Here is a 25,620-nt window from a genome sequence, read left to right as displayed (position 1 = left end):
AGCTTTGTCCAAACCCAGTGGCAAAGCTCTTTTGATGTTTAATTTTCTTCATTAATTACAGGGTCATCCCTAAACGCTACAAAGAATGCTAGTATCAGTGCCACAATGATGATAATAAATGGAGCGACAAAAATCAGAAAATCTGTTAGCATGTCTTTCACTCCTTCTTTTGTTTTCCTTTTAGATAATTCTTATCAAACAAGAACAATTTAAATAATAAATAGATAGAAGGTATTAACAGTGCAAGACCGAGAATAAATACAACGACGAGTGAAATGGCCATTGCTTGATTGGTAAACCCTTCGTAAATGGTTAAGTATGGATATAACAAGTATGGATAATGGGAAATTCCGAATCCATAAAAAGCTAGTGCAAATTGACCGAACATTAGCCAAACGGAAATTCCATACTTTCTTCGTTTCCAAATGAACCAAACGGTTGCAATCCATAATAAAAAGGATAAACCAAACATCCACCATAGGTCTATGATTCGTTCATAATGTTCAGGACTGTGGAATTTTAATTCATAAATAATTCCGCCCGCGGTAATGATTAAAGGTAATGCCCAAATGAGTGCATATTTGCGCATTAAATTGGTAGCTTTTAAATCACCTGTTTTATTTGCATACCAAGTAAGAAATACGGCCGAAATATAAAGCACTGCTACAATACTTAAAATGACAATCGACCATGATAATGGACTGGTGAATAATGCCCAATAATCAAGGACAGGATTCTCATCTTCTATAAAAACAAACCCACCTTCTGATATCGTGAGCACAATGGAAAGGGAAGCAGGAATAATAAGTCCGGATAGTCCATACATAATCGCATATCCTTTATGTCCTTTAGTTCCATAAGTTTCAAATGCATAATAGGACCCACGTATTGCTAGTAAGATTAACGCAATACTGCCCGGTATGAGAAAAATGGTTCCAAAATAGTAGGCTGTATCGGGAAAGAATCCTACAATCCCTACAAAGAAAAACACGAAAAATACATTGGTAACTTCCCAAACAGGGGATAGGTAACGCTGAATAACATTAGATAAAATATGATCCTTCCCTGTGATGATACTGTATGCATTAAAGAAACCAGCACCATAATCAATCGATCCGACAATAATGTAACCAAACAAAAATGTCCACAGTACGGTTATACCTAAAATTTCTAGTGTCATGCGTTTTCACCACCTTGTGAAGCTTTAAGCTCTTTTTCCACTGGATTGTCTTTAAATATGCGGCGAAGTACAACAACTGTACCAATTCCTAATATGATATATAAAGCAATAAATAGAATGGATATTAATCCTACATAGTCACTCGATGTGGCTGCCTCTTCTACAGTCATGATTCCGCGAAGAATCCATGGCTGTCGTCCAACCTCTGTCATCCACCAACCCGCTTCGATAGCTAAAAAGGATAATGGACCACCAAGGACGATTAACCAACGGTACCATGTTGCTTTTACAAAAGCCCAACCACGCTTTATACCTATCCAAAAAACAAGAGATAGAACAATCATAAAGACACCAATGGTAATCATTAAGTCAAAGTAATAATGGACAATAAGGGGAGGAGTTTCCTCAACAGGAAATTCATTTAATCCAATAACTTCTGATGTAGGAACACTAAAAGCCAATATACTTAAAGCGTATGGTATTTTGATAGCACCCTTCACTTCATTATTTTCATCTAGTACCCCGTATAATAATAGGGGTGCTCCTTCTTCGGTTTCAAAGTGCCATTCTGCTGCAGCTAGTTTTTCTGGTTGATACTCTGCTAAATATTTTCCAGAAAAATCTCCAATAATCGCTGCTGCAATGGCGAAAATTAATCCAACTTTCATCGTTAAATGAAGTGCCTTTTTGTGATAGACATGCTTAGAACCTTTTATTAAATTGTAAGCGGCAATCGCTGCAAGCATAAATGCGACAGTCATGTAAGCAGTCGCAAGGACATGCGATACTTTTGTCGGCATAGCTGGGTTAAACATCGCAGCAATTGGATTTGCATTAACGATTTGCCCATCCATGATATCGAACCCTTGTGGTGTATTCATAAAAGAATTTACTATCGTGATGAATAAAGCTGACATCCCCGCTCCAAGGGCGACTGGAATTAATAAGAAAAAGTGTTTTCGCTGATCTTCAAATCGGTCCCATGTGTACAAGTAAATACCTAAAAATATCGCTTCAAAGAAAAACGCGAATACTTCCATGAATAAAGGAAGTGCTATAATTTGACCTGCCAATTCCATAAAGTTCGGCCAAAGAAGGGAAAGTTGAAGTCCAATCACAGTCCCTGTAACTACACCAACTGCAACCGTTACAACAAATCCCCTGGCCCAACGTCTAGCCATCAAAATATAATGTTCATCGTTTTTTCTGATTCCAATCCACTGCGCAATCATAATCATAAGCGGAACACCTACTCCGATCGTTGCGTAAATAATGTGAAAGGAAAGAGTAAGTAACGTTAAAAATCTACTAGCTATTACTGGATCCTCAAATAGCATGTTTCTAATTCCTCCTTTAACTCTTATACAATTAAGTGTAATACTGAGCATTCGTCTACTGAAGTTAGAGTTAACACTATATACATGGTGTAAATGTACTTAGCTTAATTATAGATGAAATTTCTAATAGGAAATTAGTAACTTATGACAAATTAGCTAATACATTATGAAATTATTGTGAATGAAGATGGTATTACTGCTGGGAGGCACGAAAAAAAGGATTGCACCCGACCGAGAGGAGCTATCACTACCGGAAGCACGAAATAAAAGTCCGGACTCGACCGAGAGAGGGGTAATCACTGCCTAAAGCACGATAAAAAAGAAAAAAGTAATGATGAAAATCTAATACTAATTTAGCGACCCAGATAAAGTTTTTAGCAAAAGAAAATTTAAAACTTGCTTTCCTCCCCAAAATATGTAAAATAGGGTAGAAACTATCAACTCTGCCAAACTAATATTTAATGGCGCTATGCTTTCTTGGTCCCCTCACTGGAGGAAGTATTAAGAGCAATCAAATAGATGGACATGTTTAGGCAGAATATAGTTTTTCCCAAACTCTTTTCGCATCGGTTAATCTACCAGATGTAAAAGTGAACCACCTCATACACTAGTCATTTAGGAGAAACACCGTCTCTTTCAACATTTGTTGAAAATGAATGACACACACTTGTTCTAAAATCTAAAAACAAAATATCGTTAAGTGAAACGTGACGAATAGTTAGGTACCATCACTAAATAGTTACTTTGTTACGCATTTCACATAATATCTAAAAAGGAGGTAAAAATGAAAGTTAATCTAATTTTTAGCAATTGCTAAACTTATAAAAAACCACAGGATTAATTTATCCTATAACATGTTTTCAAAAGTTAAATATTGGAAATGCTTTTTAATATATTTAAAACCCTCAAGGAGGTTATAACATGCAATTATTGCCACGTGAAATAGATAAGTTATTAATTGTTGTTGCAGCAGATCTCGCTAAACGACGAAAACAGAGAGGTCTAAAATTAAATCATCCAGAAGCGATGGCACTTATCACTTATGAAGTATTGGAAGGTGCAAGGGATGGTAAATCTGTTGCTGAATTAATGGAGTATGGAGCAACCATTTTAACACGAAATGATGTGATGGATGGGATTCCTGAAATGATTGATGATATCCAGGTAGAAGCTACATTCCCGGATGGTACAAAACTTGTTACAGTGCATAATCCAATTCGCTAAATAGTTGGATCAGACTTACTAGTAATAGTCAAACTTATGTGATTTCTAATACGAAAGGGCTGAGATAGTGATGATACCAGGAGAAATAATCCTAAAAGAAGAAGAGATTATTTGTAATGAAGATAGACAAAGTTCAAAAATTACGGTTGTTAACACAGGCGACAGACCTGTACAAATAGGTTCACACTTTCATTTCTATGAAGTAAATAATGCGCTCAAATTTAATCGAGATGAAGCATATGGGAAACGATTAAATGTTCCTGCGGGGGCTGCGGTACGCTTTGAACCGGGTGATGAAAAGGAAGTCGAATTAATTGATTATGCTGGTAAACGTGAAATATATGGATTTAATAACAAAGTAGATGGACCATTAGAAGGCAGGGATAGCAAATGAGTTTTAAAATGTCTAGGGAACAGTATTCACAAATGTACGGACCGACGACTGGTGATTCAATCCGCTTAGCAGATACAGACTTGTTTATCCAGATTGAAAAAGATTACACAACCTATGGAGAAGAAGTTGTTTTTGGTGGGGGAAAGGTAATTCGTGATGGAATGGGACAGCACCCACTTGCTACACGTGAAGACGGTGTTCCAGATACGGTTATAACTAATGTTATTGTTGTGGACTACACTGGGATTTATAAAGCGGATGTAGCACTAAGAGATGGGCTCATTTATAAAATAGGTAAAAGCGGAAATCCACTTGTAATGGATAATGTCGATATTGTTATCGGAGCTTCCACAGAAGTCATTGCAGGTGAAGGGAAAATTTTAACCGCTGGTGGAATTGACACCCATGTACATTTCATTAATCCAGAACAAGTCGATGTAGCTCTAACAGCTGGATTGACTACGCTAATTGGTGGAGGTGTTGGGCCTGGTGCTGGATCTCGTGCCACTACTGCGACTCCAGGTGAATGGAATATGTATCGCATGCTACAGGCTGTTGAAGGGTTGCCAATTAATGTAGGTCTAACTGGAAAAGGGCATGCAGCTAGTGAAGAACCGTTGGCTGAACAGGTTCGTGCAGGAGCAATTGGTCTAAAAGTTCACGAAGATTGGGGCGCAACTACTTCTTCATTAGATTATTCACTAAGGGTTGCGGACAAGTATGATGTTCAAGTAGCTCTTCATGCAGATACGTTAAACGAAGGCGGGTTTATGGAAGACACGATGAGTGCTGTTAAGGATCGTGTTCTTCACATGTATCATACAGAAGGGGCTGGGGGAGGCCATTCGCCAGATTTAATTAAATCGGCCGGAATGATGAATATCCTTCCTTCATCAACTAATCCTACATTGCCATACACTGTCAATACTATTGATGAACATTTGGACATGTTGATGGTTTGTCATCATTTGAATCCTTCTGTACCGGAAGATATTGCTTTTGCCGATTCTCGAATTCGTAGTGAAACCATTGCAGCGGAAGATATACTGCAGGATATGGGTGTATTTAGTATGGTTAGTTCCGATGCACAAGCAATGGGACGAGTTGGTGAAGTTGTCTTAAGAACGTGGCAGACAGCGGACAAAATGAAAAAGCAGTTAGGGATTATGAAAGGTGACCAAAAGTACGCAGATAACAATCGTGTGAAGCGATATATAGCAAAATACACCATCAATCCAGCCATTACACATGGTATTTCAGAATATGTTGGCTCGATAGAAGTTGGTAAAGTTGCAGATCTCGTATTATGGGATTCGAAATTTTTCGGGGCAAAACCAGAAATGATTTTGAAGAATGGTTTAATTGTCCAAAGTTTGATGGGGGATGCCAATGCTACTATCCCAACACCACAGCCATTAATTTACCGACCAATGTATGCATCTGTCGGTAAGGCGTTAGGTAAAAGCTCGTTTACATTTATCTCTCAGGCTGCATACGACAATAAGGTTCACGAAAAACTTGGTCTAGAGAAGCAGATTCGACCTGTAAGGGGCATCCGTAACTTAACTAAAAAAGATATGAAATTAAATACCGAGACACCTGATATTGATGTGGATCCACAAACATATGAGGTGAAAATTAATGGGGAAGTAATCACTTGTGACCCCGTTGATACAGTTCCAATCGGTCAACGTTATTTCTTATTTTGAGGTGAAGACAATGATTATCGAAAAAGTTGTAACAAATATACATGATTTAGAATCAAAGGATTTAGAAAAGCGCCACAAAGAAAAGGTTTATTTAGAAAGTGCGCACTTAGTGAAACGGATCCAGAGAGTGGAAACAGATCATGGACGTGAGTTGGGGATTAGGTTAAAAGAACAGAAAGACCTCCAAGATGGCGATGTTCTGTACATGGACGATGAAAACATGATTATCATCGATGTCCTGTCCGAAGATTTGTTGATTATACATCCGCGAAGCATATACGAAATGGGAACTATCGCACATCAATTGGGGAATAGACATTTACCAGCACAGTTCGAAGGAGACGAAATGCTGGTTCAATATGATTATTTAGTAGAGGATTTATTAAAAGAGTTAGGAATCCCATATACACGTGAGGATCGTAAGGTGAAAGAAGCGTTTCGTCATATAGGACATAGCCATGGATAAGACATTATCTTTGTTTCAATTATGTGATTCTAACTTTCCAACGGGAGCATTTAGCCATTCGTTTGGTCTGGAAAGTTACATTCAAGACGGAGCGGTCTATGATGAAGTGACATTTTCAAAATGGTTGGAAGTATACTTACATGAACAACTTGTCTATTCGGATGGCTTGGCAGCAAGTCTTGTTTATGAAGCACTTGAAGCTAATAATTTGGAAAAGATATGGGAATTAGACCGTAAAATAACGGTACAGAACCTTGCAAGAGAAACGAGAGAGGGTTCGGCGCGAATGGGTGAAAGAATGGTTACGATAGCGGAAACCCTATATGAAGCACCTATTTTAACTCTATATAAAAAGCGAATAAAGGGAAAGCAATCATTTGGAAATCCAGCAATTGTATTTACGATGGTAGGACACTTTTTACAAGTACCAAAGGAGACAACCCTTTTATATTACTTATATTCGACTATTGCAAGCCTCGTTCAAAATGCGGTTCGTGCTATCCCATTGGGACAAACAGTTGGACAGAAGATAATCTATACGTTTCAATCCGAATTGACAAGAGCTGTCAAAAGTATCACTAATCTAAGTGAAGATGAATTCGGAATTGTTTCTCCTGGACTAGAATTGTCACAGATGCAGCATGAACGGTTAAATATTCGAATATTTATGTCTTAAAGTTAACACAAGCACTAAAACATTCAATAGATCTTTTATTAAGGAAGTGTTTAAATGGAAGCTATTAAAATTGGTATTGGTGGACCTGTAGGAGCTGGTAAAACAGCCTTAGTTGAAAAATTAGCGTGGGAATTAAAAGATGAAATAAGTATTGCGGTCATAACGAATGATATATATACAAAGGAAGATGCCAAAATTTTGGTGAATACAGGTGTGTTACCAGAGGATCGCATTGTTGGAGTAGAAACAGGTGGCTGCCCACATACAGCAATTCGTGAAGATGCATCCATGAACTTTGCTGCTATCGATGAATTGCAGGAAAAACACCCAGATGTCGAGCTAATTTTTATCGAAAGTGGTGGGGATAACTTGGCAGCCACTTTTAGTCCCGAGCTTGTGGACTTTTCCATCTATATTATAGACGTTGCTCAAGGGGAAAAAATTCCACGAAAAGGTGGACAAGGGATGATTAAATCAGACCTATTCATTATTAATAAAACCGATCTTGCTCCATATGTTGGTGCAAGTCTAGAAGTAATGGAATCTGATACAAAAGTATTTCGTGGAAACAAACCTTTTGTATTCACGAACTTAAAAGATAATACAGGTCTTGATAAAGTGGTGGATTGGATTAAACAGCATGTTTTATTAAAAGGATTAGAGCAAGATGTCTAATTGGACGGGAATCCTTGAATTAGATGCTGAAGCACGTCAAGGAAGGACTGTTACGAAAAATCTATTCTTTCAAGGGGCGTTTAAAATTATGCGCCCCGTGTATCTCAATCAATCATCCCAACCTTGTTACTATATTTTGAACCCAGGCGGAGGGTATTTAGATGGAGATACGTATCGGATGAGCGTGTCACTTGATAAAGATGCGAAACTAACACTCACCACCCAGTCGGCAACAAAAGTATATAAAACACCGATAAAACCTGCTTATCAGGAAACGGAAATATATCTTAAGGAAGGCAGCTATTTAGAATATTTGCCCGATCCACTTATCGCTTATAAGGATGCCCGCTATTTTCAAAAAAATGTTGTACGAATGGAAAAAGGGGCTACATTCCTTTATGCGGATATTCTGACACCGGGCTGGTCACCGGAGGGTAAGCATTTCAGTTATGATTCCCTTCGATTATTAAATGAAATCTATTTAGAAGATGAGCTAGTTGTCTATGATAATATTAGGCTTTGCCCAAAAGAAAAGCATATCAATGACCTTGGCTTCATGGAAGGTTATTCCCATTTGGGGTCCTTCATTCTAATCGGAGATCGAACAGATACAAAGTTGCTTGATCAATTATATGAAATAATAAATCAAGAAACGGCTGATTTTAAGGCGGGTTTGTCCAAGCTTGCGGTTCCTGGGATTTCCATCCGGGTCATGGCTAACAGAACCCAAGTAATTGAGCGGATTTTTATGGAGTGCCATCGAATTGTAAGTCAGGAATGGTTTCATGTTAAACCAAGTTTTTTAAGGAAATACTAGTCCTCAAAGCCCGGCAAACGAATTGGTTTGCCGGGTATTTTACTTTTTAGCATAAAAAAAGAGTAGAATAAAAAACTGTGGTACCTACAGATTTGTATTCTAAGAAATATTTCTTTGACATCGTAAAGGGAAATATTTAGGATATAGGTAACTTGCATAAAATCTTATAAAAGTTGGAATAACAATAAGAGATGCAAAAAACGTAACAAATCTGTGAGGTGTGTCCATTGGTAGATGGTTTCGAGGTAAAAACATTGTATGAAGATCGGACGTATGAACGTCATCAATTTAGCTTTTCGATAGACGGGAAAGAGTATAAAGGGGATTACCATGAAGATGAAATTCACTGGCTTCATCCCCATCCAAAACAGGATCTTGATAGTAAGCAATTGGAATGGGTTGAAAAGGAAGTTCATCGATTATTAAGTGATCATGATGTTATTGAAGATGTTGAAGGTATCGAGGTTAAACCAATACTAGAGGAACATTCCCGTGATGCTCATCAATTCAAATTAACGATTAATGGGGAAGAATTTAAAGGGATGGTTCATGATGGTGAGTTAGAGTGGTTCCATCCAAAACCGAGACGTAAAATGAAAGATGAACATGTGAAGAAAGTTGAAAAAAAAGTACATGAAAAAATGAGACAACATTTAAATGAGTAGAAATGATTTTCTAAAGCATGTAGAAAAAAAGGATGTTCCAAAAAAGGAACATCCTTTTAATATTTGTTTAAATTCATCCAAAGTGAACCCCCCAAGTATCGGAATGCAAGGAAAACCTCAACGCTCCGCAACTCATCCGGTCGATGAGTGCCGTAACGCAAGGAAAACCTCAATACTCCGCAACTCATCTGGTCGATGAGTGCCGTAACGCAAGGAAAACCTCAACGCTCCGCAACTCACCCGGTCGATGAGTGCCGTAACGCAAGGAAAACCTCAATACTCCGCAACTCATCCGGTCGATGAGTGCCGTAACGCAAGGAAAACCTCAACGCTCCGCAACTCACCCGGTCGATGAGTGCCGTAACGCAAGGAAAACCTTAACGCTCCGCAACTCATCCAGCCAAAAATCTGGATTAACGTATTTGGGATGGAAGTTTTCGGAAGGTGGGAGTATTTAAGTATTTTACTCATCTGTGGGAACAATACGTTTGAACAGAAGAATTCTAAAGGAGGAATATAAATGGATCAAGAAATGAATTACGGTAGTGATTATAAATATATACCTACAACGTCCATACAAAGTGGAATGGGGATAGAAGTATTACCGGATTTATATTGTCACACAGTCCAAATTGTTAACATTCATTTAGTTGGAAAACCCGAATCAAGCGATTTCGTTTTAGTTGATACAGGAATGCCACATTCAGCTAAGGAAATTATTTCTACTACAGAAGAACGATTTGGTGAAAACAGTCGTCCAAAAGCTATCATTTTAACACACGGCCATTTTGATCATGTTGGGGCTGTTATTGATTTGGTTGACCATTGGCAAGTGCCGGTTTATGCACATGAATTAGAAATGCCTTTTTTAACAGGTCAGAAGGCATATCCTGAGCCAGACCCAACAGTAGAAGGTGGTATGGTCTCAAAAATGTCACCAATGTTTCCAAATGAACCGATTGACTTAGGAAATCATATTGAAATGCTTCCTTCCGATGGAACAGTTCCGTATATGCCTGAATTTCGTTGGATTCATACACCTGGACATGCACCGGGACACGTTTCCCTCTTTAGAGAAAAAGATAGAGCATTAATTGCAGGGGATGCATTTATTACAGTAAAACAAGAATATTTATATAAAGTTTTAACACAAGAACAGGAAATAAGTGGACCACCACGATATTTGACTACAGATTGGAAAGCCGCAAAGGAATCGGTTAAAAAATTAGCAGCGTTGAATCCATCAGTTGCAGTTACTGGCCATGGGTTGCCGATGTCTGGTGAGGAACTATCCGAGAATCTGGAAAAATTAGTTCTTCATTTTGAAAGTATAGCTATTCCAGATTATGGGAAATATGTAGATAAAAATTTACACTAATTAACAAACAAGCCCTGTCTTATCAATTTTGATAAACGGGGCTTATTTATATCTAGGGTATTCACTTAGTACTAGCGAGTTCTATATATTTAAAGTGGAGGTTTAAACACGTATGATCATATAATCTCCATTCGTTATTTGTACAACGTCTGCTTTCATTGCCTTTGCTATATCAACTGTCATTTCTTTCGAGGCTTCTTCAGATTCAGCGTATAAGGCCAGGCAATTACTCGTTATTACTCGTTCTTTTTCTCTTGTTACATATGCTATAATCCTATAATCAGGTTTCATGGATGCTTCTCTTCCCATATTTTACTACTCTCCCTTCAAGTTTGTTTTCATAACACTATGGGACTTCTTAGTACTCTCAAGCAATGGGCATTTTTTAACAACCTCAATAAGAGCATCAATATCTTGTTTAATTGGAACAAGGGTAATCACAATTCGTCCCTGTTCATAGTCTTTTCTTGTAAAATTATAACGTTTATTACCAAGAGCTCTTGTTGCTTCGAACAGGGCGGCCTGGCGTTGACCAAAGTTATCTAGGTTGATACGATAATGATTTTCATTAGGATAAATGACAACAGCTAAACCTTCCTCTTTGAATAACTTTTCCGCGTTATCCGTTCCTAAAAGATTACTAACAAAAATACCATCCACATAAAGACTTGAATTTTTAACTTCTACTTTACCTTCTTTGACTTGAGCAATATCTCCAATACTTTTTCCTTTTGTAAAATTTTTCAAATAAGATACAATGGCTATTCCCACTATAATACCCGCAATAATATTAACCCATATGTTTAATGGTACGATGGTAATGGTTAAAGATACAAAAAATGCAGTAACAAATGCAATATAATTTCGTGATTCAAATGTTTTTGCAATTCCATCAATATAAGCCGTCCCACGGTATGTATACTCTGTATTTTCTAAATCAGTTAAACTTTCTTTCTCCATCTTTCTCACATCTCTAAATTGTTGAAGTGCTAACGTTAAAAAGGTAACGGCAACGAAATTCTTGCTCATTAATGCAGGTATCGCAACTGCTCCCAAGGCAGAGGCAACAAAACCAGTAATAATGTGAATGAGATATCCATTTGGATAACTTGGATACTGTCTATAATCTTCTTTTAAAAGCCAAACCCTTGCTAAAGTCCCGACTATTATAGCGGCTACAATAGTACTTACATTCTCTAAAGTTAAATTTTGCCCCTCCATTTATACACTCCTATTATCATAAATTTTTTCTTATTATTTCCATATAAGTGTTAACTATGTAAAAGTGAATTTTGAACCTAGAAAATTAAAGTAATGCTGCTTATCCTTGTTATCTTTATGTAAGGTCTTACAAACGAAATAAGCCTCCTTCCATTTTGGAAAGGAGGCTTATTTTATATTACTTTTCTATTACTAAAATGGTTTTATTGCTCCGGGTTTGATTCACCCTTAGTAACCACCAAAACCGCCTACATAGCCTGATGCGCCAACAATGATTAGGAGAATAAACAGCACAACAATTAGAGCGAATCCCGCTCCGTATCCGCCTGCAACTTCACTCATATTTTAGCACCTCCTTTTGAAGGGGTACTATATCTTACGTTCATAATCCGAAATGTTGTAGACACGTAGATAATTTTCTAGCCCATTTTTTCGTTTTAGGCGAGAAGATTCCCACTTCAAGGAATGTGAAATGCAATAGTCTCAGTGAGTAGGTGGGAGATGAATCGCCTTCGGACAAGGGATAGCATTATCTATCTCCTCCGCCAGGGGAATGTCGGGGCAACATCGGACCACCTGGCATGACCAGGCGCAGTCCGTACGTCGCTAAACAGGGCGCTTACGCTTCTGTTCCTTCGATTGGTAAGTGGAAAAGATGACCCCACTCACAATAAATATCGAGCCCACAATCTCTATTCCAGTAATCGGTTTGAATAGTAGAAGTAATCCCATAATCATTGCTACAAAGGGCTCTAGATTAGATAAGATAGAAGCTTTAGAAGCATCGACGTACCGTATGTTGTAATTCCATAAAAGAGTCGCTATACCATGAACAACAACTGCTGTTCCAATAAGAAAAGCCCAGTCAGAAATGTCCCCACTAATTCGAAGTGGATTATCCAGTAAAAAAGCAAAAGGAATGGAGACTATAAATCCAACTATATTCGAATATAACGTTATGGTTAGCGGGTCTATTCTATTGGAAAGAACTTTTGTCATAAGGATCATAAAAGCAAATGTAATCATTGTTACAACAATCCATATAATGCCTTTGTCAATATTCAAAGAAGATAAATCCCCTTTTGTAACAACAAAATAAATCCCTATTATCGCAATAAAAGATCCTATCAACGTTCGAATCGTTAACTTTTCCTTTAAAAAAATAGCTGCTAGAACGCCTGCTAAGATAGGGGTAGTTGCCAAAATTAATGCAGATGTTGTAGGGTCAGCCGTTTGTAATCCAAAAAAGAATGACCATTGATTAATGAAAACGCTAATAATTCCGAGAGCAGAAATGGCAACTATGTCTTTTTTATGAAGTGCTTTTAAATGTTTCTTGTAAATTGCTAACCCCACCAAAAAGAGGACAATAAATAAAAGTCTTAATGAAGTTAGCAGGGAAGGGGAGAAATATTGAACTAATATCTTTCCAAATACAAAATTACTTCCCCACACAATAACACAAAAGGTAAGCCAAGCATAAGCCTTTAACATATTTTGTAATTCTCCTATAAATTAAGATTAACCTATTTATTTTAGACTAAATAATATGTTCTGTATACCGATTTACCTAGTTTATATCATTCCTTTATTGGTAATACCTATGAAACCGAATATAGTGGTGTATCAATGTTTTGAGGTGAAGGGTAACACGGATCATGGAATGGGAAATCACCGAAGAAATGATCAGATAAGTGTTATCACGGTTGACTCGAGAGGGAAAATGGAGGAAGTCAACCGAGAGACTGGTTCTCACGGTCGACTCGAGAGGAAAAGTAGGAGTAGTCAACCGAGATAGAGGTTCTCACGGTCGACTCGAGAGGAGATGTAGGAGTAGTCAACCGAGATAGAGGTTCTCACGGTCGACTCGAGAGGAGATGTAGGAGTAGTCAACCGAGATAGAGGTTCTCACGGTCGACTCGAGAGAAAAAGTAGAAGTAGTCAACCGAGATAGAGGCACTCACGGTCGACTTGAGAGGGAAAAGATAAAGTCCATATAATTGTGTAAAAAGAAAGGTCATCTTTCATGACCCATGTTACAATGTTTTCGACCAAGAAAATAAAACATGGAGGTATGAAAAGATGACCCAGATTAATATTACTATAAATTTGGAAGACCTAAAAGAGAAAGTTGAAAATAGTTCTCTAGAATCCCCTGTAAAATCTTCCCTGGCCTTAATTTTGAATTCATTAATGGAAAAGGAAAGGGACGAATATATTAATGCTCTCTCTCATGAAAGAACTAGTAATCGCAAAGGGTATCGGAATGGTTACTATGAACGTGAGTTAATCACAGGTGCTGGCTCACTTAAATTAAAAGTCCCTCGTACGAGAGATGGGGAATTTTCACCGACAGCCTTTAAGAGATACGAGCGATATGACCAGGCATTAATCATATCCATGATGGAGATGGTTATTAATGGCGTCTCAACGCGTAAAGTATCTAATATCGTAGAGGAGTTGTGTGGAAAGAAAGTTTCGAAGTCCTTTGTGTCAGAAATTACGAAGGCACTGGATCCAATTGTTAATGAGTGGAAAAGTCGACCACTGAATGTCTATTACTACCCCTATATTTACGTAGATGCTATGTATATCAAGGTTCGAGAAGGTAGGCGTGTGGTTTCCAAAGGGGTTTATATTGCTTGTGGTGTAAATGAAAGAGGGTACAGGGAAATCATTGGCTTGAAAATTGATCATAAAGAATCTAAGGAATGCTGGTCTAGCTTTTTCGAGTACCTAAAATCTCGTGGTATTCATTCACCAAAAATGATTATCTCTGATGCTCATGCTGGTTTAGTTAAAGCTATTAAACAAACATTTTTAGGTACTTCTTGGCAAAGATGTGCAGTTCATTTTTTACGAAATATCATTGATACGATGCCTAAAAAGAATATGGAAGAAGTCAAGGATGATCTTAAGGCTATTTTCAGAACATCCAAACGTAAGCATGCCAATGAACTAAAGGAACGTTTTATGGATAAATACCAAAATACAAAAAGCCTTGAAAAGGCGATAAAATTGTTAGATTCAGGGTTTGAAGATGTGATGCAATACCATGCCCACCCACTAAAATATCATAAACATTTGAGAACTACTAATATGTTAGAACGTGTAAATAGGGAAATACGCAGAAGAGAAAAGGTAATTTCTATCTTTCCAAATGATCAATCAGCTATTCGAATAATCGGTTCTGTACTTATGAACATTGATAAGGATTGGGAGAATAAACAATACTTTAAGAATTATGACAAATACGAAGACGATTAGGAGCTTTACTCGAATAACGCCACCATTGACTTTACTTTTATCCGTGTTAGTGGTGCTGTCAAAGGATGGCTAAAAAACACCCTTTACGGGGCATCCTTCTCTAAATTGTAACACGGATAAATCGATTCTAAGCATCTGCTGGCGGGGCCCCGTCCCCTTCCAGCAAATACTAAGAATCGGGCGCTACAGTCAACGGCAAGCAGCATAGCTGTGGCTTGATCTGGTACTTAGATTTCACTTTAATAATATTTTGGTCGGAAATGTACTTTTACACACAAATATGGACTTGACTAGGGAAAAAGGAAAAAGTCAACCGAGAGACTGGTTCTTACGGTCGACTTGAGAGGAAAAATGAAGATAGTCACCCGAGAGAGAAGAATGATAATTTGGGAGTATTAATAACATTATTTAATATCAGGCATTCAACCTCTTCTATATCGTTTCTTATAAATGGTTTAACTTGCAAATAATCCAATGATTTAAGTATAGTTTTATAAAAAGGGTGAAATAGACAGATTTGAGTTTTTGTATGTTTTTAATTGAAAAATGAAAGGAGAATTGCAATTGAAAATGAAGGGAATTATTGTCAAGAAGCCGGGTGGACCTGAACAATTGGAATTAACCGAATTACCGATTCCAGTTTTATCGGATGGAGAGATACTTATAAAAGTCGAGGCTGCTGCTGTAAATCGTACAGATATTGTTACTCGAGAGGGAAAAGCAGGTTATGCCAATAACGAAATATTGGGAGTTGAAGTGGCTGGTACAGTTGTGAAATCTTCTAGGACAAGCCGCTTACAAGTAGGTGACCGAGTTATGGGCCTAGTAAATGGAGGGGGCTATGCACAGTATGCCGTTATGCCGGCTAACCGGGCATTAAAAATACCAGGTAACTTTTCATTTGCGGAGGGTGCGGCTATTCCGGAAGTATTTCTAACAGCGTATCAAACGCTTTACTGGATTGGAAAACTAAAGCAACATGAAACAGTGTTAATTCATGCTGGTGCGAGTGGAGTAGGTACAGCTGCTATTCAGTTGGCTAAACAAATTTCTGAGGCAAAGGTTATTGTAACGGCTGGTTCCAAAGAGAAACTGGAATTCTGTAAACAACTTGGTGCTGATAAAGTAATCAATTATAAAGAACAATCGTTTGATGAGGAAATTTTACAAGTGACAGATGGAAAAGGAGTCGATGTTATTTTAGATTTTATTGGTGCTAGTTACTGGAAGAAAAACCTAGCAAGCATCAATAAAGGAGGAAGATGGGTGTTAATTGGCGTCCTCGGTGGTGGTGTTGTGGACAAAGTGAATTTAATGGAATTAATGGCTAAGTATGTTCAGCTATCTGGAACATTATTAACCCCAAGAGATGATGAATACAAGACGAATTTAACTAAAGAATTTGCAGAGATTGCTATGCCATATTTAGAACGTGGAAGCATAAAACCTATTATCGATACTGCCTTTTCAATCGAAGAAGTTGCAAAAGCGCATCAATATATGGAAGATAACCGCAATATTGGGAAGATTATTTTGCAGGTTGGAGATAGGACTTATTAATAATAATTAGGTGAGACATATTACTGGTCTCACCTTCTTTTTATATTAATTAAGAGTGGAAAATCTTACTTACCGGCTTATCCAATATAATCACCAAAATAGCAGATACTAACATATGCGTTTTACTATAATAAATTTTGGAGGTTGTATGGATGGAAGCTTCAACCTATCAAGGTACAAATAAATTGATTATCGGTATTGTGTTTGGGGTTATTACATTTTGGTTATTTGCTCAGGCAATGGTAAACATCGTACCTGCAGTTCAAGCGGATTTAGGTGTAGACTTAGGTGTGTTAAATATTGCTATTAGCTTGACCTCGCTGTTTTCCGGAATGTTTATTGTTGTTGCGGGTGGAATGGCAGATAGAATAGGAAGGAAGAAACTCACCTATGCTGGTTTAATACTAAGTGTTATTGGCTCGTTAGCGCTCGTTTTGGCTCAAGGAGCGGTACTTTTAATTGTCGGGCGAGTATTGCAAGGATTATCTGCTGCATGTATTATGCCAGCTACGATTGCGTTAATGAAAGCTTATTTTGAAGGGGCAGAAAGGCAGCGGGCACTTAGTTATTGGTCTATCGGTTCATGGGGTGGATCAGGAATTACCTCGTTCGCTGGTGGTGCGATTGCTACGTATATGGGCTGGAAATGGATTTTTATTTTTTCTATCATTTTCGCCTTACTCGCTATGTGGTTAATTCGTGATGTTCCCGAAAGTAAAGCAGAAACTACAGGTAAGTTTAAATTCGATTTTGGTGGGTTAGCTATTTTTATCGTTACGATGCTAGCAATCAATATCGTTATAACACAAGGGGCAACATTGGGCTGGACAAGCTTAATAACACTTGTTTTGGCTGCTGTAGCCATCGTTGGAATAATCGTGTTTATACGATATGAAGGAAAGAGAAGTAATGCGCTGATTGACTTTAAGTTGTTTAAAAGTAAACCGTATACTGGTGCGACTATATCGAATTTCTTATTAAATGCAGTTGCGGGTACCTTAATTGTGGCGAATACGTATGTTCAAGTAGGTCGTGGATTTACCGCGTTTCAATCTGGAATGCTATCCATAGGTTATTTAGTAACAGTACTTGCGATGATTCGCGTCGGTGAGAAAGTTATGCAACGTACCGGTGCTAAAAAACCAATGATTTGGGGAACTATAGTAACATTAATTGGAGTTTCCGTAATGGGATTAACCTTTTTACCAGATTTACTTTATACAATAATTGTATTTGTTGGATTCGTTTTATTTGGTTTAGGTCTTGGGATGTACGCTACGCCTTCAACAGATACAGCTGTTTCAGCAGCACCTGACAATAAAGTAGGGGAAGCGTCCGGGATTTATAAAATGGCGAGTTCTTTAGGGAATGCATTTGGGATTGCCATATCTGCAACGGTGTACAGTACAGTTGCTACGGTAAGTTCCGTTCATATTTCTGCTATGGTTGGGATTATTACGAACGTTATATTTGCTGCCCTTGCCTTAATCTCTATCCTGTTTCTTGTTCCGGGGAATGTTGGCAAAACAAGCCCATCACCGAATAAGAATAAACGAGTTGTTATCGGACATTCGTAAATCATGTAATTTTAAAAACCAGAGGAGGCTTACGTGATGAAAGAAGAATTAATGAAAATGCTGGAAAAACGGGAAGATGAGATGATTGAAATCCGACGTTACTTACATGAACATCCTGAACTTTCTTTTAAAGAGGAAAAAACAGCAGCATACATTGCTGATTTTTATAAAGGAAAAGATGTTGAAGTAGAAACGAATGTAGGTAACGGATATGGAATTATTGTTACTATTAAAGGAGCATCAGAGGGCAAAACAATTGGCCTTCGTGCTGATTTTGATGCTCTGCCAATTACTGAGGAAGCAGGTGTTCCATTTAAGTCGAAAAAAGAAGGTGTTATGCACGCATGTGGACATGATGCCCATACAGCATATTTGTTAATTTTAGCTGATTGTCTAATTCAATTAAAGGATCAAATCAAAGGGACGATAAAAATTATTCACCAACATGCAGAGGAACAGCCTCCTGGTGGCGCAAAAAGTATAATGGATACAGGAAAACTTGATGATGTAGATGCCATCTTTGGTATTCACATTTTACCACTAGCACCAGCAGGAACGGTTGGATATCATAGTGGATATTCCTTTAATGGTCGAACCTATTTCAAATTAAAGATTCAAGGGGTTGGTGGTCATGGATCATCTCCTGATAAAGCAAATGACTCGATTGTTGCAGGTGCCTATTTTGTAACAGCGGTACAAACAATTGTCAGTCGCAGAGTAAATCCAATGGAAGCTGGAGTTGTAACCATTGGTTCTTTCGATGGAAAAGGAACCTTTAATGTAATTAAGGATAGCATTGAAATAGAAGGGGATATACGTTATTCCAATGATCAAGTACAGGAAGTTATTGATAAGGAATTCAAAAGGATTGTGAAAGGATTGGAAGGGCTGTTCGGTGTGACATGCGAACTTACGTATACGCCTGACTATCCACCATTGTATAACGATCCAGAATTAACTACATTAGTTGCAGATACCTTAAACGGAATCCAGGATAAAGACATTAAAGAAGTAAAGGAATTTCCAAAAATGGCACCATCTGATGATTTTGCCTACTATCTAGAAAAAATACCTGGTTCTTATTTCTATATTGGCTGTACTCCAAAAGGGGTGGAAGAACCTTATTTTAACCACCACCCGAAATTCGATATTGATGAGGATGCGATTCTTGTTGCAGCTAAGTCAGTGGGATATGTTGCTTGTCGTTATTTAGATATGGAATAACTTTTTGATAAAACGTTATATTAGAAAGAGCGGAGGAGATTTCCCGCTCTTTTTCCTCATAAATTTTTATTTTACTTATCCTCTGTGATTGCCTCTTTAAAGAGTGGGTCAATTTTTTGATGAACATTTTTGATTCTATTAATTTTGATTTTCTTTAATGAGATAACTTTTCTTTTACTAACGACATGGATTAACTGGTTGATTTCCTCACGCAATTTTTGAATATCCTTCTTTGTTGCTGCTTTTTGGTCTTCATTTAATAAAACAGTGAGATTCCCACTAGCCTCTAAAACTGCCACTTTTACATCATTTATATTTCCCACTTGGACTAGCCGTAATCGCATTTCTAATTCATCCATTGTCATCCTTGCTTTCTTTAGATTTTCCACGTTGATTTCACCATTCATAATCAATACAGTTGGAACTCCAAAAATGTACCTTCTTAATCTTGGAAAAGCAATTTGCAAAAAAGCGATCAATATCATTCCTACAACTAACAGTAAACCACCGTACATTGCCATCCATTCATTTTTATTGCCTAAAGGCTGGATCAAAATGGTACCCACTGCAATCATTAGCACAGCCTCTGGTACAGTTAATTGAGAAATGGCCCGTTACCCTGCTACTCTAAAAATAATTACCCCAAAAATCAAAATTATGATGGCCTTTAGTGTATATGGTAATTCTGGTAACTTTTCCAAAAGAATGGTCATTTTTCTTCACCCAGAATTATTTTATCCAACGTGGAGCATATCATCCTACAAAAAAGAACAAAAAAGACCTTGATAAATTTTCTAAGGCTAAATATTAAGTTGTAATCAGGTTTTATCCCTCTAAATGATAAAGTCTAGGTATTTATCCATATCGCTATTAGGTTGATAGCATATAGTAACTATATAATGCATAAGGAGGTGCAGTAGTACATGAGTGAAGTTGGTGGTGCAGGATATGGTGGAGGTTTCGCCTTCATTGTTGTGTTGTTCATTCTTTTAATTATTGTTGGTTCAGCTTATGTTGGAGGAGGTTATTAAGAATAAAATAATTTTCAAAATGAGATAGTCGATAATCACAATTCAACTATTCAGTGTGGAATCAACTTGTCTATATCCAAGACTTTTTTCCTTTTTAAATTAACGGTAAAGGGTAGCCAGTAATACTGGCTACCCTTATAGATTTTGCTTAGAATCCTTTTTTTTTCTATTTTATTCCTTATAGTAAAGGGACTTCATATAATGTTCTATCAATGCTAAATGTAGTTTAGCTTCAGTTTTATCATTTTCTTCCAAGGAAACGGTCAACAGTTCAATTTGTTGCTCTAAATTGTCGTAGGTTGTTTTATCACTGATTAATTGGTATTTCCACTTATTATCTTTATATAATTTCTTTATTGACTTCGCCTTTTGTTTTGCTTTTCCCCAATTATCCTCCTTTACAAATGTTTTAATATCTTTCGCCCCCTGATAAATAGGCTTATCTTCAATCGTTCCACTTGAACATCCGAATAATATTGCTACACATGTAAAAATAGTAAATAATTTCACCACTCTCATGGGCTGACCTCCTAAAGAGTATCTTTTCCATTAACTTAACCATAATAAGAAAAGATATGAATTGGAGGGTAATCTAACCATGCCTGAATATGTTTTAGTAATGATTCGATCGATATTTGCATTCTTTATTCTTCTATTATTAGCAAGAATTCTTGGAAAAAAACAAATTGCTCAACTAACATTTTTTGATTATATTACAGGTATTACATTTGGTAATATTGCCGCTGATTTAGCGATTAGTACAGATATGTCATTATTTAATCCAATTATTGGATTATTAATATTTACAGTATTTACTTTATTAATGGCATATGGGTCTTTGAAGTCTTTAAAATTTAGAAATATAGTGGAAGGGGGTCCTAAGATTCTAATAAGAAATGGAAGCATCTTAGAAAAAAATTTATTTAAAGTGAGATTAACATTTGATGAATTAATGATGGGGTTAAGGGAGAAAAATGTTTTTAAATTGGCAGATGTGGAAACGGCGGTATTGGAGACGAATGGAAAAATCAGTGTAATGAAGAAAACTGAGTATAACCCATTAACTCCTAAGGATATCGGAATGCCCGTAGAGTCAGAACATACTCCGTCACTCATAATAATTGATGGATATGTATTAACGAAGCGTCTGCAATATCTTGGATATTCCGAAGAATGGCTGCTAGGTGAGGTTATGATGCAAGGGGCTAAAGAATTTAAAGATGTCTATTTAGCACAAATTGACTCAAAAGGGAATGTCTATATTGATTTATTTGATGATAAAGAAAAGACACAGCAAATAAAGCAAAAGCCTCTACTTGCTGCACAACTAAGGAAAACGCAAGCAGATTTAGAAAGTTTTGCCCTTCAAACCAATGACCAAGTAGCAAAGCAAATGTATTATAACCAATCCAAAGAACTACAAGCTCTTATTGCTAAAGTAAATCCATATCTTAAGGAGTGAATCTAAACTTTTTGTATCTAACGGTCCTGTAGATTATTCGATTGTCTGTATTGCTTTTGCTATAATTATAATAATTAGCAATGAAAAGGAGAGGGGAAAAGATATGAGATTATATACAAAATCTGGGGATAAAGGCCAAACAAGTTTAATTGGCGGTAGAGTGGATAAGGACAATGTTCGAGTGGAGGCTTATGGAACATTAGATGAATTGAATTCCTTTATAGGTAAAGCAATTTCTGAGCTCCAACGTGATAAAGAACTTTTCCATGATATGATTGATGATCTTGAAAAAGTACAACATGAATTATTTGATTGCGGTACGGAGCTATCCAACGTGTCAAAAAATAAAAAACATACATTATCAGAAGAACCGATTACGTATATGGAAAATAAGATTGATGAGCTTATTGATGAAGCACCAGAACTGGAAAAGTTTATTCTTCCTGGTGGATCGGATGCATCTGCAACGATTCATATTGCAAGAACCGTCGCAAGAAGAGGAGAAAGAATGATTGTTACCCTTATGAAAGAAGAGGAAGTTTCTCCAATTGCTTTAAAATATGTTAACCGACTTTCTGATTATTTATTCGCTGCTGCGCGAGTGATAAATGCTAGATTACATGTTCCGGATGTTGAATATGCTAGGAGTGCTAGAGTGTTTCGGGGGTCGAATAAGAAAAAAACTAATGAGTAAGTAATAGGATAGCTTAAGAAAAATGGAGGGAATTCACGTGTATTTGTACCGTAATGATTCTATGTCACTTGAAGAGTACCTTCAAGTTCGTGAAGAATCAGAAGAAATATTAGAATATATTGATGGGTTTGTTTACATGTCTCCCTCACCTTCGACAAAGCATCAGCGCATATCGAGTAAACTACAACTAAAATTTGGAAATCATTTGGATGGAAAGATTTGTGAGGTGTTCTCTGCTCCTTATGATATCGAATTGAAGAATGACAACATAGAAGGTACCAAAATCATCGTACCCGACATCAGTATTATTTGTGATAAAACGGGTTTTACTGATGCAAGATATGTTGGGGTTCCGGATCTTATTGTTGAAATCTTAAGCCCATCAAATCAATCACACGATTTAGTAACAAAGTTAAATCTTTATATGGATTACGGGGTAAGAGAATATTGGATTGTTAATCCGATGCTGAATACTGTAACGGTGTATACATTAAATGATGAAAAATTGTATGAACAACATGATATTAAAAAAGAAACTGGAGAAATAACATCAAAAGTATTCAATGATTTTCATGTAGATTTAAAATATATTTTTGAGAATTAATCGTGAAAAAGTAGACAAAACCTTCCAATTATATTGGGAGGTTTATTTAGGTTCGTTCTGCTTTTCATACATAAAAATTTTATGGATTTTAATGGTAGAGAAGTGATTTTCGTTCTCTTTAACCTTTAATTACAAACTATATTCTGTCTCAACCTTCATATAATAAGGTTAATTAAAATTTCACCAATAACCACCATTAGCATCTTCCAATCGATTATTTTTATTCAAAGGAGATTGGTACAGATGATGAAGAAATTTTTATTAAACATTTGTTTATTCACTATCATAACAAGTCTAATCTTTCCAAACGCAATTAGCGGTGAAGAAGTTAATTTTCATGAGGTTAGAGAATTAAATCTCCCATTATTTGAAGAAGATATTTCTCTTGAACGATTTCAACCAACATCTGAATACAATTTTACGTACCCTGATGCAGTAAGAGGGATTTATGTCTCCAGTAAAACAGCAGGTTCCAAACATTTTAGCTCCTTAATTAATCTGATAGAAACAACCGATTTAAATACGATGGTAATCGATGTAAAAGATGATTACGGAAATTTATCGTATAAGGTAGACAATGTTTCACCATATCATTCCATCGCTACTAATAATATACCGAACCCAAAAGCGTTGATGGAAACATTAGAACAGAAAAATATCTATCCCATTGCGAGGGTAGTTGTATTTAAAGATTCCATGTTAGCGAATCAAAGACCAGATCTCTCCTTTACTGAAAATGGGAAAGTATGGACAAATAATAAAGGAGAAGCATTTGTAAATCCCTTTGAAAAGGAAGTGTGGGATTACAATATTGGTATTGCCAAGATGGCTGCAGACATGGGATTTCGAGAAATTCAATTTGACTATGTACGATTTCCGGAAGGCTTTGAGAAAAAGGATAAAATATTGGAATATTCAACAGGAGAATATGAAAATTTAAATATGAATAACGTGAAAAAGCGGGTTGAAGCAGTATCGGATTTTGTAGCTTATGCGAAAGAACAATTAAAAGAGTATGATGTAGATGTATCTGTTGATATATTTGGTTATGCAGCAACCATTGAGGAGGCGCCAGGAATCGGGCAAAATTTTTCACGAATATCAGAAAATGTAGATGTTATTTCATCGATGATTTACCCAAGTCATTGGTCAAACAATTACTTTGGAATACCTTTCCCTGATAAAGATCCATTTCGCTTAGTGGATGAGTATGCGAAAGTGGAAAATGATGTCCTTAGTAAATTGGACAAAGCTCCGATTTCAAGACCGTGGATCCAAGACTTTGAAGCGCCATGGTTATATACCGATGGGAAGACTAAAGCATATGGTGTGGAAGAAGTGGAAGCGCAAATTCGCGCACTTTATAAAAATGGAATTAATGAATTCCTACTATGGAATGCCGGGAATCAGTATACGAAGAATGTTAATTATTTAATTGGCAACCAAGAAGAATGAATTTTTAAATATATAAAGCAGATTTCCCGATAATGGGAGATCTGCTTTGCTATTATCGATAGATATCTGAAAAACGCAGTAGAAGTATGTATTCCGTAATTTACCGACTTTTTCAATTTTAACTTCAACGGTTATACTAATAAGGTAGCTTTTAAAAAGGTTCAAAACAAAAGGAGTAGATCAATGAATTGGTATGAAAAGTTAAAGGAATATTTCCCCATTGAAGAAATGAAATCAAAGAAACATATGGAATTGTTATTAAAAGAAAAAGGCGATGTTTACCATAAAGATGAAAGTGATAAACATGTTCTTATGTATGCGGAATTTGAAACGTTTATCTTCATTGATTATATTTGGGTATCCAGTAAAACTAGAGGACAAGGAATTGGTCATCAACTAATTGAGAAATTAAAGGATAAAAATAAACCAATCATTTTGGAAGTAGAACCAGTTGATTATGAAGATAGTGATACAGAAAAAAGGCTGCATTTTTATAATCGAGAAGGCTTCACTCATGCACAGTCAATTGGATATAACCGGAAATCGTTAGCAACGAATGAAGAAACACCAATGGAAATTTTATATTGGTCACCAAACAATGAATCTGAAGAAATGATATATAAACAAATGAAAAGAATGTATGAGGATATTCATACGTATAAGGACGAAGAAGTATATGGTAAAGCTTATCAACCGGCTGATGAAGTATTGATATATGATGAAGCAAGAGAAGCTGACAATATTCTTGATGATTTAGAGTCGAATTCTTAAGATAAACAAGGAGTATTTTTCCGAATCTTACCGGAAAATGCTCCTTCTTTGTGAAATATATGGAATTTATTTCAATTCCTTGGTTTAATTGAAAAAGGTTTAGGGTATCTTATGTAGTAGTTGGAATCGAGTTTGTTAATAACAGTGAATAATACCTATTATTTCTAAAATAACCTCTACCTTTTACTTGACATTTGTAGTATACTAAGTAGTGGAGTTATTTAAACTTATTT

Annotated in this window: 28 protein-coding genes; 19 read left to right on the top strand and 9 right to left on the bottom strand. The window is 36.6% G+C overall.

All coding sequences use genetic code 11. The annotated features are described in order from the left end of the window. Nucleotides 1-38 precede the first annotated feature (38 nt). From cydS to A9178_RS14550, 3 genes are read right to left on the bottom strand one after another with little or no spacing between them, the layout of a single operon-like run. Nucleotides 39-152, bottom strand: a complete 114-nt coding sequence (gene cydS, locus A9178_RS19775; protein ID WP_483310465.1) for a cytochrome bd oxidase small subunit CydS family protein — start codon at nucleotides 150-152, stop codon at nucleotides 39-41. A 5-nt stretch (nucleotides 153-157) separates the two neighbouring features. Then, a complete protein-coding gene (locus A9178_RS14555; protein ID WP_068676548.1) occupies nucleotides 158-1,180 on the bottom strand; it encodes a cytochrome d ubiquinol oxidase subunit II in 1,023 nt (340 codons plus the stop codon). Continuing rightward, nucleotides 1,177-2,517: a cytochrome ubiquinol oxidase subunit I gene (locus tag A9178_RS14550; RefSeq protein WP_068676546.1), complete on the bottom strand. Its 1,341-nt coding sequence runs from the start codon at nucleotides 2,515-2,517 to the stop codon at nucleotides 1,177-1,179. The genes A9178_RS14555 and A9178_RS14550 overlap by 4 nt, the downstream gene beginning before the upstream one ends. Nucleotides 2,518-3,438: 921 nt before the next feature. Between A9178_RS14550 and A9178_RS14545 the strand changes: the two genes are divergently transcribed. From A9178_RS14545 to A9178_RS14505, 9 genes are all read left to right on the top strand, one after another. Then, nucleotides 3,439-3,741 carry an urease subunit gamma gene (locus A9178_RS14545; protein WP_068676544.1) on the top strand — a complete coding sequence of 101 codons (303 nt, stop codon included), beginning with the start codon at nucleotides 3,439-3,441 and terminating at the stop codon, nucleotides 3,739-3,741. Between the two features lie 70 nt (nucleotides 3,742-3,811). After that, nucleotides 3,812-4,135 (top strand): urease subunit beta, encoded by a 324-nt coding sequence (locus A9178_RS14540; RefSeq protein WP_068676542.1) that lies wholly within the window; start codon nucleotides 3,812-3,814, stop codon nucleotides 4,133-4,135. Continuing rightward, the gene (gene ureC / locus A9178_RS14535; protein ID WP_068676540.1) at nucleotides 4,132-5,844 is read left to right on the top strand and encodes an urease subunit alpha; all 1,713 of its coding nucleotides are present in this window, start codon (nucleotides 4,132-4,134) and stop codon (nucleotides 5,842-5,844) included. Before A9178_RS14540 ends, ureC begins: the two co-directional genes overlap by 4 nt. A 10-nt stretch (nucleotides 5,845-5,854) precedes the next feature. Further along, nucleotides 5,855-6,310, top strand: coding sequence for an urease accessory protein UreE (gene ureE, locus A9178_RS14530; RefSeq protein ID WP_068676538.1), 456 nt, complete (start codon nucleotides 5,855-5,857; stop codon nucleotides 6,308-6,310). After that, nucleotides 6,303-6,986, top strand: coding sequence for an urease accessory protein UreF (locus A9178_RS14525; protein ID WP_068676536.1), 684 nt, complete (start codon nucleotides 6,303-6,305; stop codon nucleotides 6,984-6,986). Before ureE ends, A9178_RS14525 begins: the two co-directional genes overlap by 8 nt. Nucleotides 6,987-7,040: 54 nt before the next feature. Continuing rightward, the gene (ureG, locus tag A9178_RS14520) at nucleotides 7,041-7,661 is read left to right on the top strand and encodes an urease accessory protein UreG (protein WP_068676534.1); all 621 of its coding nucleotides are present in this window, start codon (nucleotides 7,041-7,043) and stop codon (nucleotides 7,659-7,661) included. Then, the gene (locus tag A9178_RS14515) at nucleotides 7,654-8,478 is read left to right on the top strand and encodes an urease accessory protein UreD (RefSeq protein ID WP_068676532.1); all 825 of its coding nucleotides are present in this window, start codon (nucleotides 7,654-7,656) and stop codon (nucleotides 8,476-8,478) included. The genes ureG and A9178_RS14515 overlap by 8 nt, the downstream gene beginning before the upstream one ends. Nucleotides 8,479-8,696: 218 nt before the next feature. Further along, on the top strand, nucleotides 8,697-9,143 hold the full coding sequence (locus A9178_RS14510; RefSeq protein WP_068676530.1) for a DUF5342 family protein: 447 nt from the start codon (nucleotides 8,697-8,699) through the stop codon (nucleotides 9,141-9,143). Nucleotides 9,144-9,663: 520 nt separating this feature from the next. Further along, complete coding sequence (locus tag A9178_RS14505; protein WP_068676528.1) at nucleotides 9,664-10,521, top strand: MBL fold metallo-hydrolase; 858 nt, start codon at nucleotides 9,664-9,666, stop codon at nucleotides 10,519-10,521. Nucleotides 10,522-10,623: 102 nt separating this feature from the next. On the opposite strand, the gene A9178_RS14500 is transcribed toward A9178_RS14505, so the two are convergent. The 4 genes from A9178_RS14500 to A9178_RS14490 all read right to left on the bottom strand — a co-directional run bounded on the left by A9178_RS14500 (nucleotide 10,624) and on the right by A9178_RS14490 (nucleotide 13,236). After that, nucleotides 10,624-10,830 carry a capping complex subunit for YIEGIA gene (locus A9178_RS14500; RefSeq protein ID WP_068676525.1) on the bottom strand — a complete coding sequence of 69 codons (207 nt, stop codon included), beginning with the start codon at nucleotides 10,828-10,830 and terminating at the stop codon, nucleotides 10,624-10,626. Nucleotides 10,831-10,836: 6 nt separating this feature from the next. Next, nucleotides 10,837-11,742, bottom strand: a complete 906-nt coding sequence (locus A9178_RS14495; protein WP_068676523.1) for a YIEGIA domain-containing protein — start codon at nucleotides 11,740-11,742, stop codon at nucleotides 10,837-10,839. A gap of 228 nt (nucleotides 11,743-11,970) precedes the next feature. Then, a complete protein-coding gene (locus A9178_RS18720; RefSeq protein ID WP_082918214.1) occupies nucleotides 11,971-12,084 on the bottom strand; it encodes a YjcZ family sporulation protein in 114 nt (37 codons plus the stop codon). 264 nt (nucleotides 12,085-12,348) lie between these two features. Continuing rightward, a complete protein-coding gene (locus A9178_RS14490; protein ID WP_068676521.1) occupies nucleotides 12,349-13,236 on the bottom strand; it encodes a DMT family transporter in 888 nt (295 codons plus the stop codon). A 588-nt stretch (nucleotides 13,237-13,824) separates the two neighbouring features. Between A9178_RS14490 and A9178_RS14485 the strand changes: the two genes are divergently transcribed. The 4 genes from A9178_RS14485 (at nucleotide 13,825) to A9178_RS14470 (ending at nucleotide 19,370) form a co-directional block, all read left to right on the top strand. Then, nucleotides 13,825-15,009: an IS256 family transposase gene (locus A9178_RS14485; protein WP_068673896.1), complete on the top strand. Its 1,185-nt coding sequence runs from the start codon at nucleotides 13,825-13,827 to the stop codon at nucleotides 15,007-15,009. Nucleotides 15,010-15,579: 570 nt separating this feature from the next. Then, nucleotides 15,580-16,569, top strand: coding sequence for an NAD(P)H-quinone oxidoreductase (locus A9178_RS14480; protein ID WP_068676660.1), 990 nt, complete (start codon nucleotides 15,580-15,582; stop codon nucleotides 16,567-16,569). A gap of 152 nt (nucleotides 16,570-16,721) precedes the next feature. Then, the gene (locus A9178_RS14475; protein WP_068676519.1) at nucleotides 16,722-18,146 is read left to right on the top strand and encodes an MFS transporter; all 1,425 of its coding nucleotides are present in this window, start codon (nucleotides 16,722-16,724) and stop codon (nucleotides 18,144-18,146) included. A gap of 36 nt (nucleotides 18,147-18,182) precedes the next feature. Continuing rightward, nucleotides 18,183-19,370 carry an amidohydrolase gene (locus tag A9178_RS14470; RefSeq protein ID WP_068676517.1) on the top strand — a complete coding sequence of 396 codons (1,188 nt, stop codon included), beginning with the start codon at nucleotides 18,183-18,185 and terminating at the stop codon, nucleotides 19,368-19,370. Between the two features lie 71 nt (nucleotides 19,371-19,441). Here A9178_RS14470 and A9178_RS14465 read toward each other — a convergent pair whose 3' ends face one another. Continuing rightward, nucleotides 19,442-19,945: a DUF421 domain-containing protein gene (locus A9178_RS14465; RefSeq protein WP_068676515.1), complete on the bottom strand. Its 504-nt coding sequence runs from the start codon at nucleotides 19,943-19,945 to the stop codon at nucleotides 19,442-19,444. Between the two features lie 348 nt (nucleotides 19,946-20,293). Between A9178_RS14465 and A9178_RS18715 the strand changes: the two genes are divergently transcribed. After that, complete coding sequence (locus tag A9178_RS18715; protein ID WP_082918213.1) at nucleotides 20,294-20,401, top strand: YjcZ family sporulation protein; 108 nt, start codon at nucleotides 20,294-20,296, stop codon at nucleotides 20,399-20,401. Nucleotides 20,402-20,572: 171 nt separating this feature from the next. On the opposite strand, the gene A9178_RS14460 is transcribed toward A9178_RS18715, so the two are convergent. Continuing rightward, nucleotides 20,573-20,920 carry a DUF4363 family protein gene (locus A9178_RS14460; protein ID WP_068676513.1) on the bottom strand — a complete coding sequence of 116 codons (348 nt, stop codon included), beginning with the start codon at nucleotides 20,918-20,920 and terminating at the stop codon, nucleotides 20,573-20,575. Between the two features lie 79 nt (nucleotides 20,921-20,999). On the opposite strand from A9178_RS14460, the gene A9178_RS14455 reads away from it, so the two are divergent. From A9178_RS14455 to A9178_RS14435, 5 genes are all read left to right on the top strand, one after another. Then, nucleotides 21,000-21,863, top strand: coding sequence for a DUF421 domain-containing protein (locus A9178_RS14455; protein ID WP_068676511.1), 864 nt, complete (start codon nucleotides 21,000-21,002; stop codon nucleotides 21,861-21,863). 103 nt (nucleotides 21,864-21,966) lie between these two features. Then, nucleotides 21,967-22,557, top strand: a complete 591-nt coding sequence (locus A9178_RS14450) for a cob(I)yrinic acid a,c-diamide adenosyltransferase (RefSeq protein WP_068676509.1) — start codon at nucleotides 21,967-21,969, stop codon at nucleotides 22,555-22,557. A gap of 37 nt (nucleotides 22,558-22,594) precedes the next feature. Next, nucleotides 22,595-23,161: a Uma2 family endonuclease gene (locus A9178_RS14445; RefSeq protein WP_068676507.1), complete on the top strand. Its 567-nt coding sequence runs from the start codon at nucleotides 22,595-22,597 to the stop codon at nucleotides 23,159-23,161. A gap of 246 nt (nucleotides 23,162-23,407) precedes the next feature. Next, a complete protein-coding gene (locus tag A9178_RS14440; protein WP_068676658.1) occupies nucleotides 23,408-24,616 on the top strand; it encodes a putative glycoside hydrolase in 1,209 nt (402 codons plus the stop codon). 183 nt (nucleotides 24,617-24,799) lie between these two features. Next, nucleotides 24,800-25,387: a GNAT family N-acetyltransferase gene (locus A9178_RS14435; protein ID WP_068676505.1), complete on the top strand. Its 588-nt coding sequence runs from the start codon at nucleotides 24,800-24,802 to the stop codon at nucleotides 25,385-25,387. Nucleotides 25,388-25,620 lie beyond the last annotated feature (233 nt).

Origin of the sequence: Oceanobacillus sp. Castelsardo (genome assembly GCF_001659985.1) — a bacterium.
Classification (GTDB): Bacteria; Bacillota; Bacilli; order Bacillales; family Amphibacillaceae; genus Oceanobacillus.
The sequence above is the reverse complement of the archived record's forward strand: the minus strand, read 5'-3'. Positions and strand labels throughout refer to the sequence as shown.

Excerpts from the sequence above, each read along its gene's own strand:
- A9178_RS14485 (WP_068673896.1), top strand. The coding sequence starts at position 13,825 with ATGACCCAGATTAATATTACTATAAATTTGGAAGACCTAAAAGAGAAA.
- A9178_RS14505 (WP_068676528.1), top strand. The coding sequence starts at position 9,664 with ATGGATCAAGAAATGAATTACGGTAGTGATTATAAATATATACCTACA.
- A9178_RS14465 (WP_068676515.1), bottom strand. The coding sequence starts at position 19,945 with ATGATTGCAGTGGGTACCATTTTGATCCAGCCTTTAGGCAATAAAAAT.
- A9178_RS14480 (WP_068676660.1), top strand. The coding sequence starts at position 15,580 with ATGAAGGGAATTATTGTCAAGAAGCCGGGTGGACCTGAACAATTGGAA.
- ureG (WP_068676534.1), top strand. The coding sequence starts at position 7,041 with ATGGAAGCTATTAAAATTGGTATTGGTGGACCTGTAGGAGCTGGTAAA.
- A9178_RS14525 (WP_068676536.1), top strand. The coding sequence starts at position 6,303 with ATGGATAAGACATTATCTTTGTTTCAATTATGTGATTCTAACTTTCCA.
- A9178_RS14470 (WP_068676517.1), top strand. The coding sequence starts at position 18,183 with ATGAAAGAAGAATTAATGAAAATGCTGGAAAAACGGGAAGATGAGATG.
- A9178_RS14540 (WP_068676542.1), top strand. The coding sequence starts at position 3,812 with ATGATACCAGGAGAAATAATCCTAAAAGAAGAAGAGATTATTTGTAAT.
- A9178_RS14475 (WP_068676519.1), top strand. The coding sequence starts at position 16,722 with ATGGAAGCTTCAACCTATCAAGGTACAAATAAATTGATTATCGGTATT.
- ureE (WP_068676538.1), top strand. The coding sequence starts at position 5,855 with ATGATTATCGAAAAAGTTGTAACAAATATACATGATTTAGAATCAAAG.
- A9178_RS14440 (WP_068676658.1), top strand. The coding sequence starts at position 23,408 with ATGAAGAAATTTTTATTAAACATTTGTTTATTCACTATCATAACAAGT.
- A9178_RS14455 (WP_068676511.1), top strand. The coding sequence starts at position 21,000 with ATGCCTGAATATGTTTTAGTAATGATTCGATCGATATTTGCATTCTTT.
- ureC (WP_068676540.1), top strand. The coding sequence starts at position 4,132 with ATGAGTTTTAAAATGTCTAGGGAACAGTATTCACAAATGTACGGACCG.
- A9178_RS14460 (WP_068676513.1), bottom strand. The coding sequence starts at position 20,920 with ATGAGAGTGGTGAAATTATTTACTATTTTTACATGTGTAGCAATATTA.
- A9178_RS14550 (WP_068676546.1), bottom strand. The coding sequence starts at position 2,517 with ATGCTATTTGAGGATCCAGTAATAGCTAGTAGATTTTTAACGTTACTT.
- A9178_RS14500 (WP_068676525.1), bottom strand. The coding sequence starts at position 10,830 with ATGGGAAGAGAAGCATCCATGAAACCTGATTATAGGATTATAGCATAT.
- A9178_RS14435 (WP_068676505.1), top strand. The coding sequence starts at position 24,800 with ATGAATTGGTATGAAAAGTTAAAGGAATATTTCCCCATTGAAGAAATG.
- A9178_RS14490 (WP_068676521.1), bottom strand. The coding sequence starts at position 13,236 with ATGTTAAAGGCTTATGCTTGGCTTACCTTTTGTGTTATTGTGTGGGGA.
- A9178_RS18715 (WP_082918213.1), top strand. The coding sequence starts at position 20,294 with ATGAGTGAAGTTGGTGGTGCAGGATATGGTGGAGGTTTCGCCTTCATT.
- A9178_RS14450 (WP_068676509.1), top strand. The coding sequence starts at position 21,967 with ATGAGATTATATACAAAATCTGGGGATAAAGGCCAAACAAGTTTAATT.
- cydS (WP_483310465.1), bottom strand. The coding sequence starts at position 152 with ATGCTAACAGATTTTCTGATTTTTGTCGCTCCATTTATTATCATCATT.
- A9178_RS14495 (WP_068676523.1), bottom strand. The coding sequence starts at position 11,742 with ATGGAGGGGCAAAATTTAACTTTAGAGAATGTAAGTACTATTGTAGCC.
- A9178_RS18720 (WP_082918214.1), bottom strand. The coding sequence starts at position 12,084 with ATGAGTGAAGTTGCAGGCGGATACGGAGCGGGATTCGCTCTAATTGTT.
- A9178_RS14515 (WP_068676532.1), top strand. The coding sequence starts at position 7,654 with ATGTCTAATTGGACGGGAATCCTTGAATTAGATGCTGAAGCACGTCAA.
- A9178_RS14545 (WP_068676544.1), top strand. The coding sequence starts at position 3,439 with ATGCAATTATTGCCACGTGAAATAGATAAGTTATTAATTGTTGTTGCA.
- A9178_RS14555 (WP_068676548.1), bottom strand. The coding sequence starts at position 1,180 with ATGACACTAGAAATTTTAGGTATAACCGTACTGTGGACATTTTTGTTT.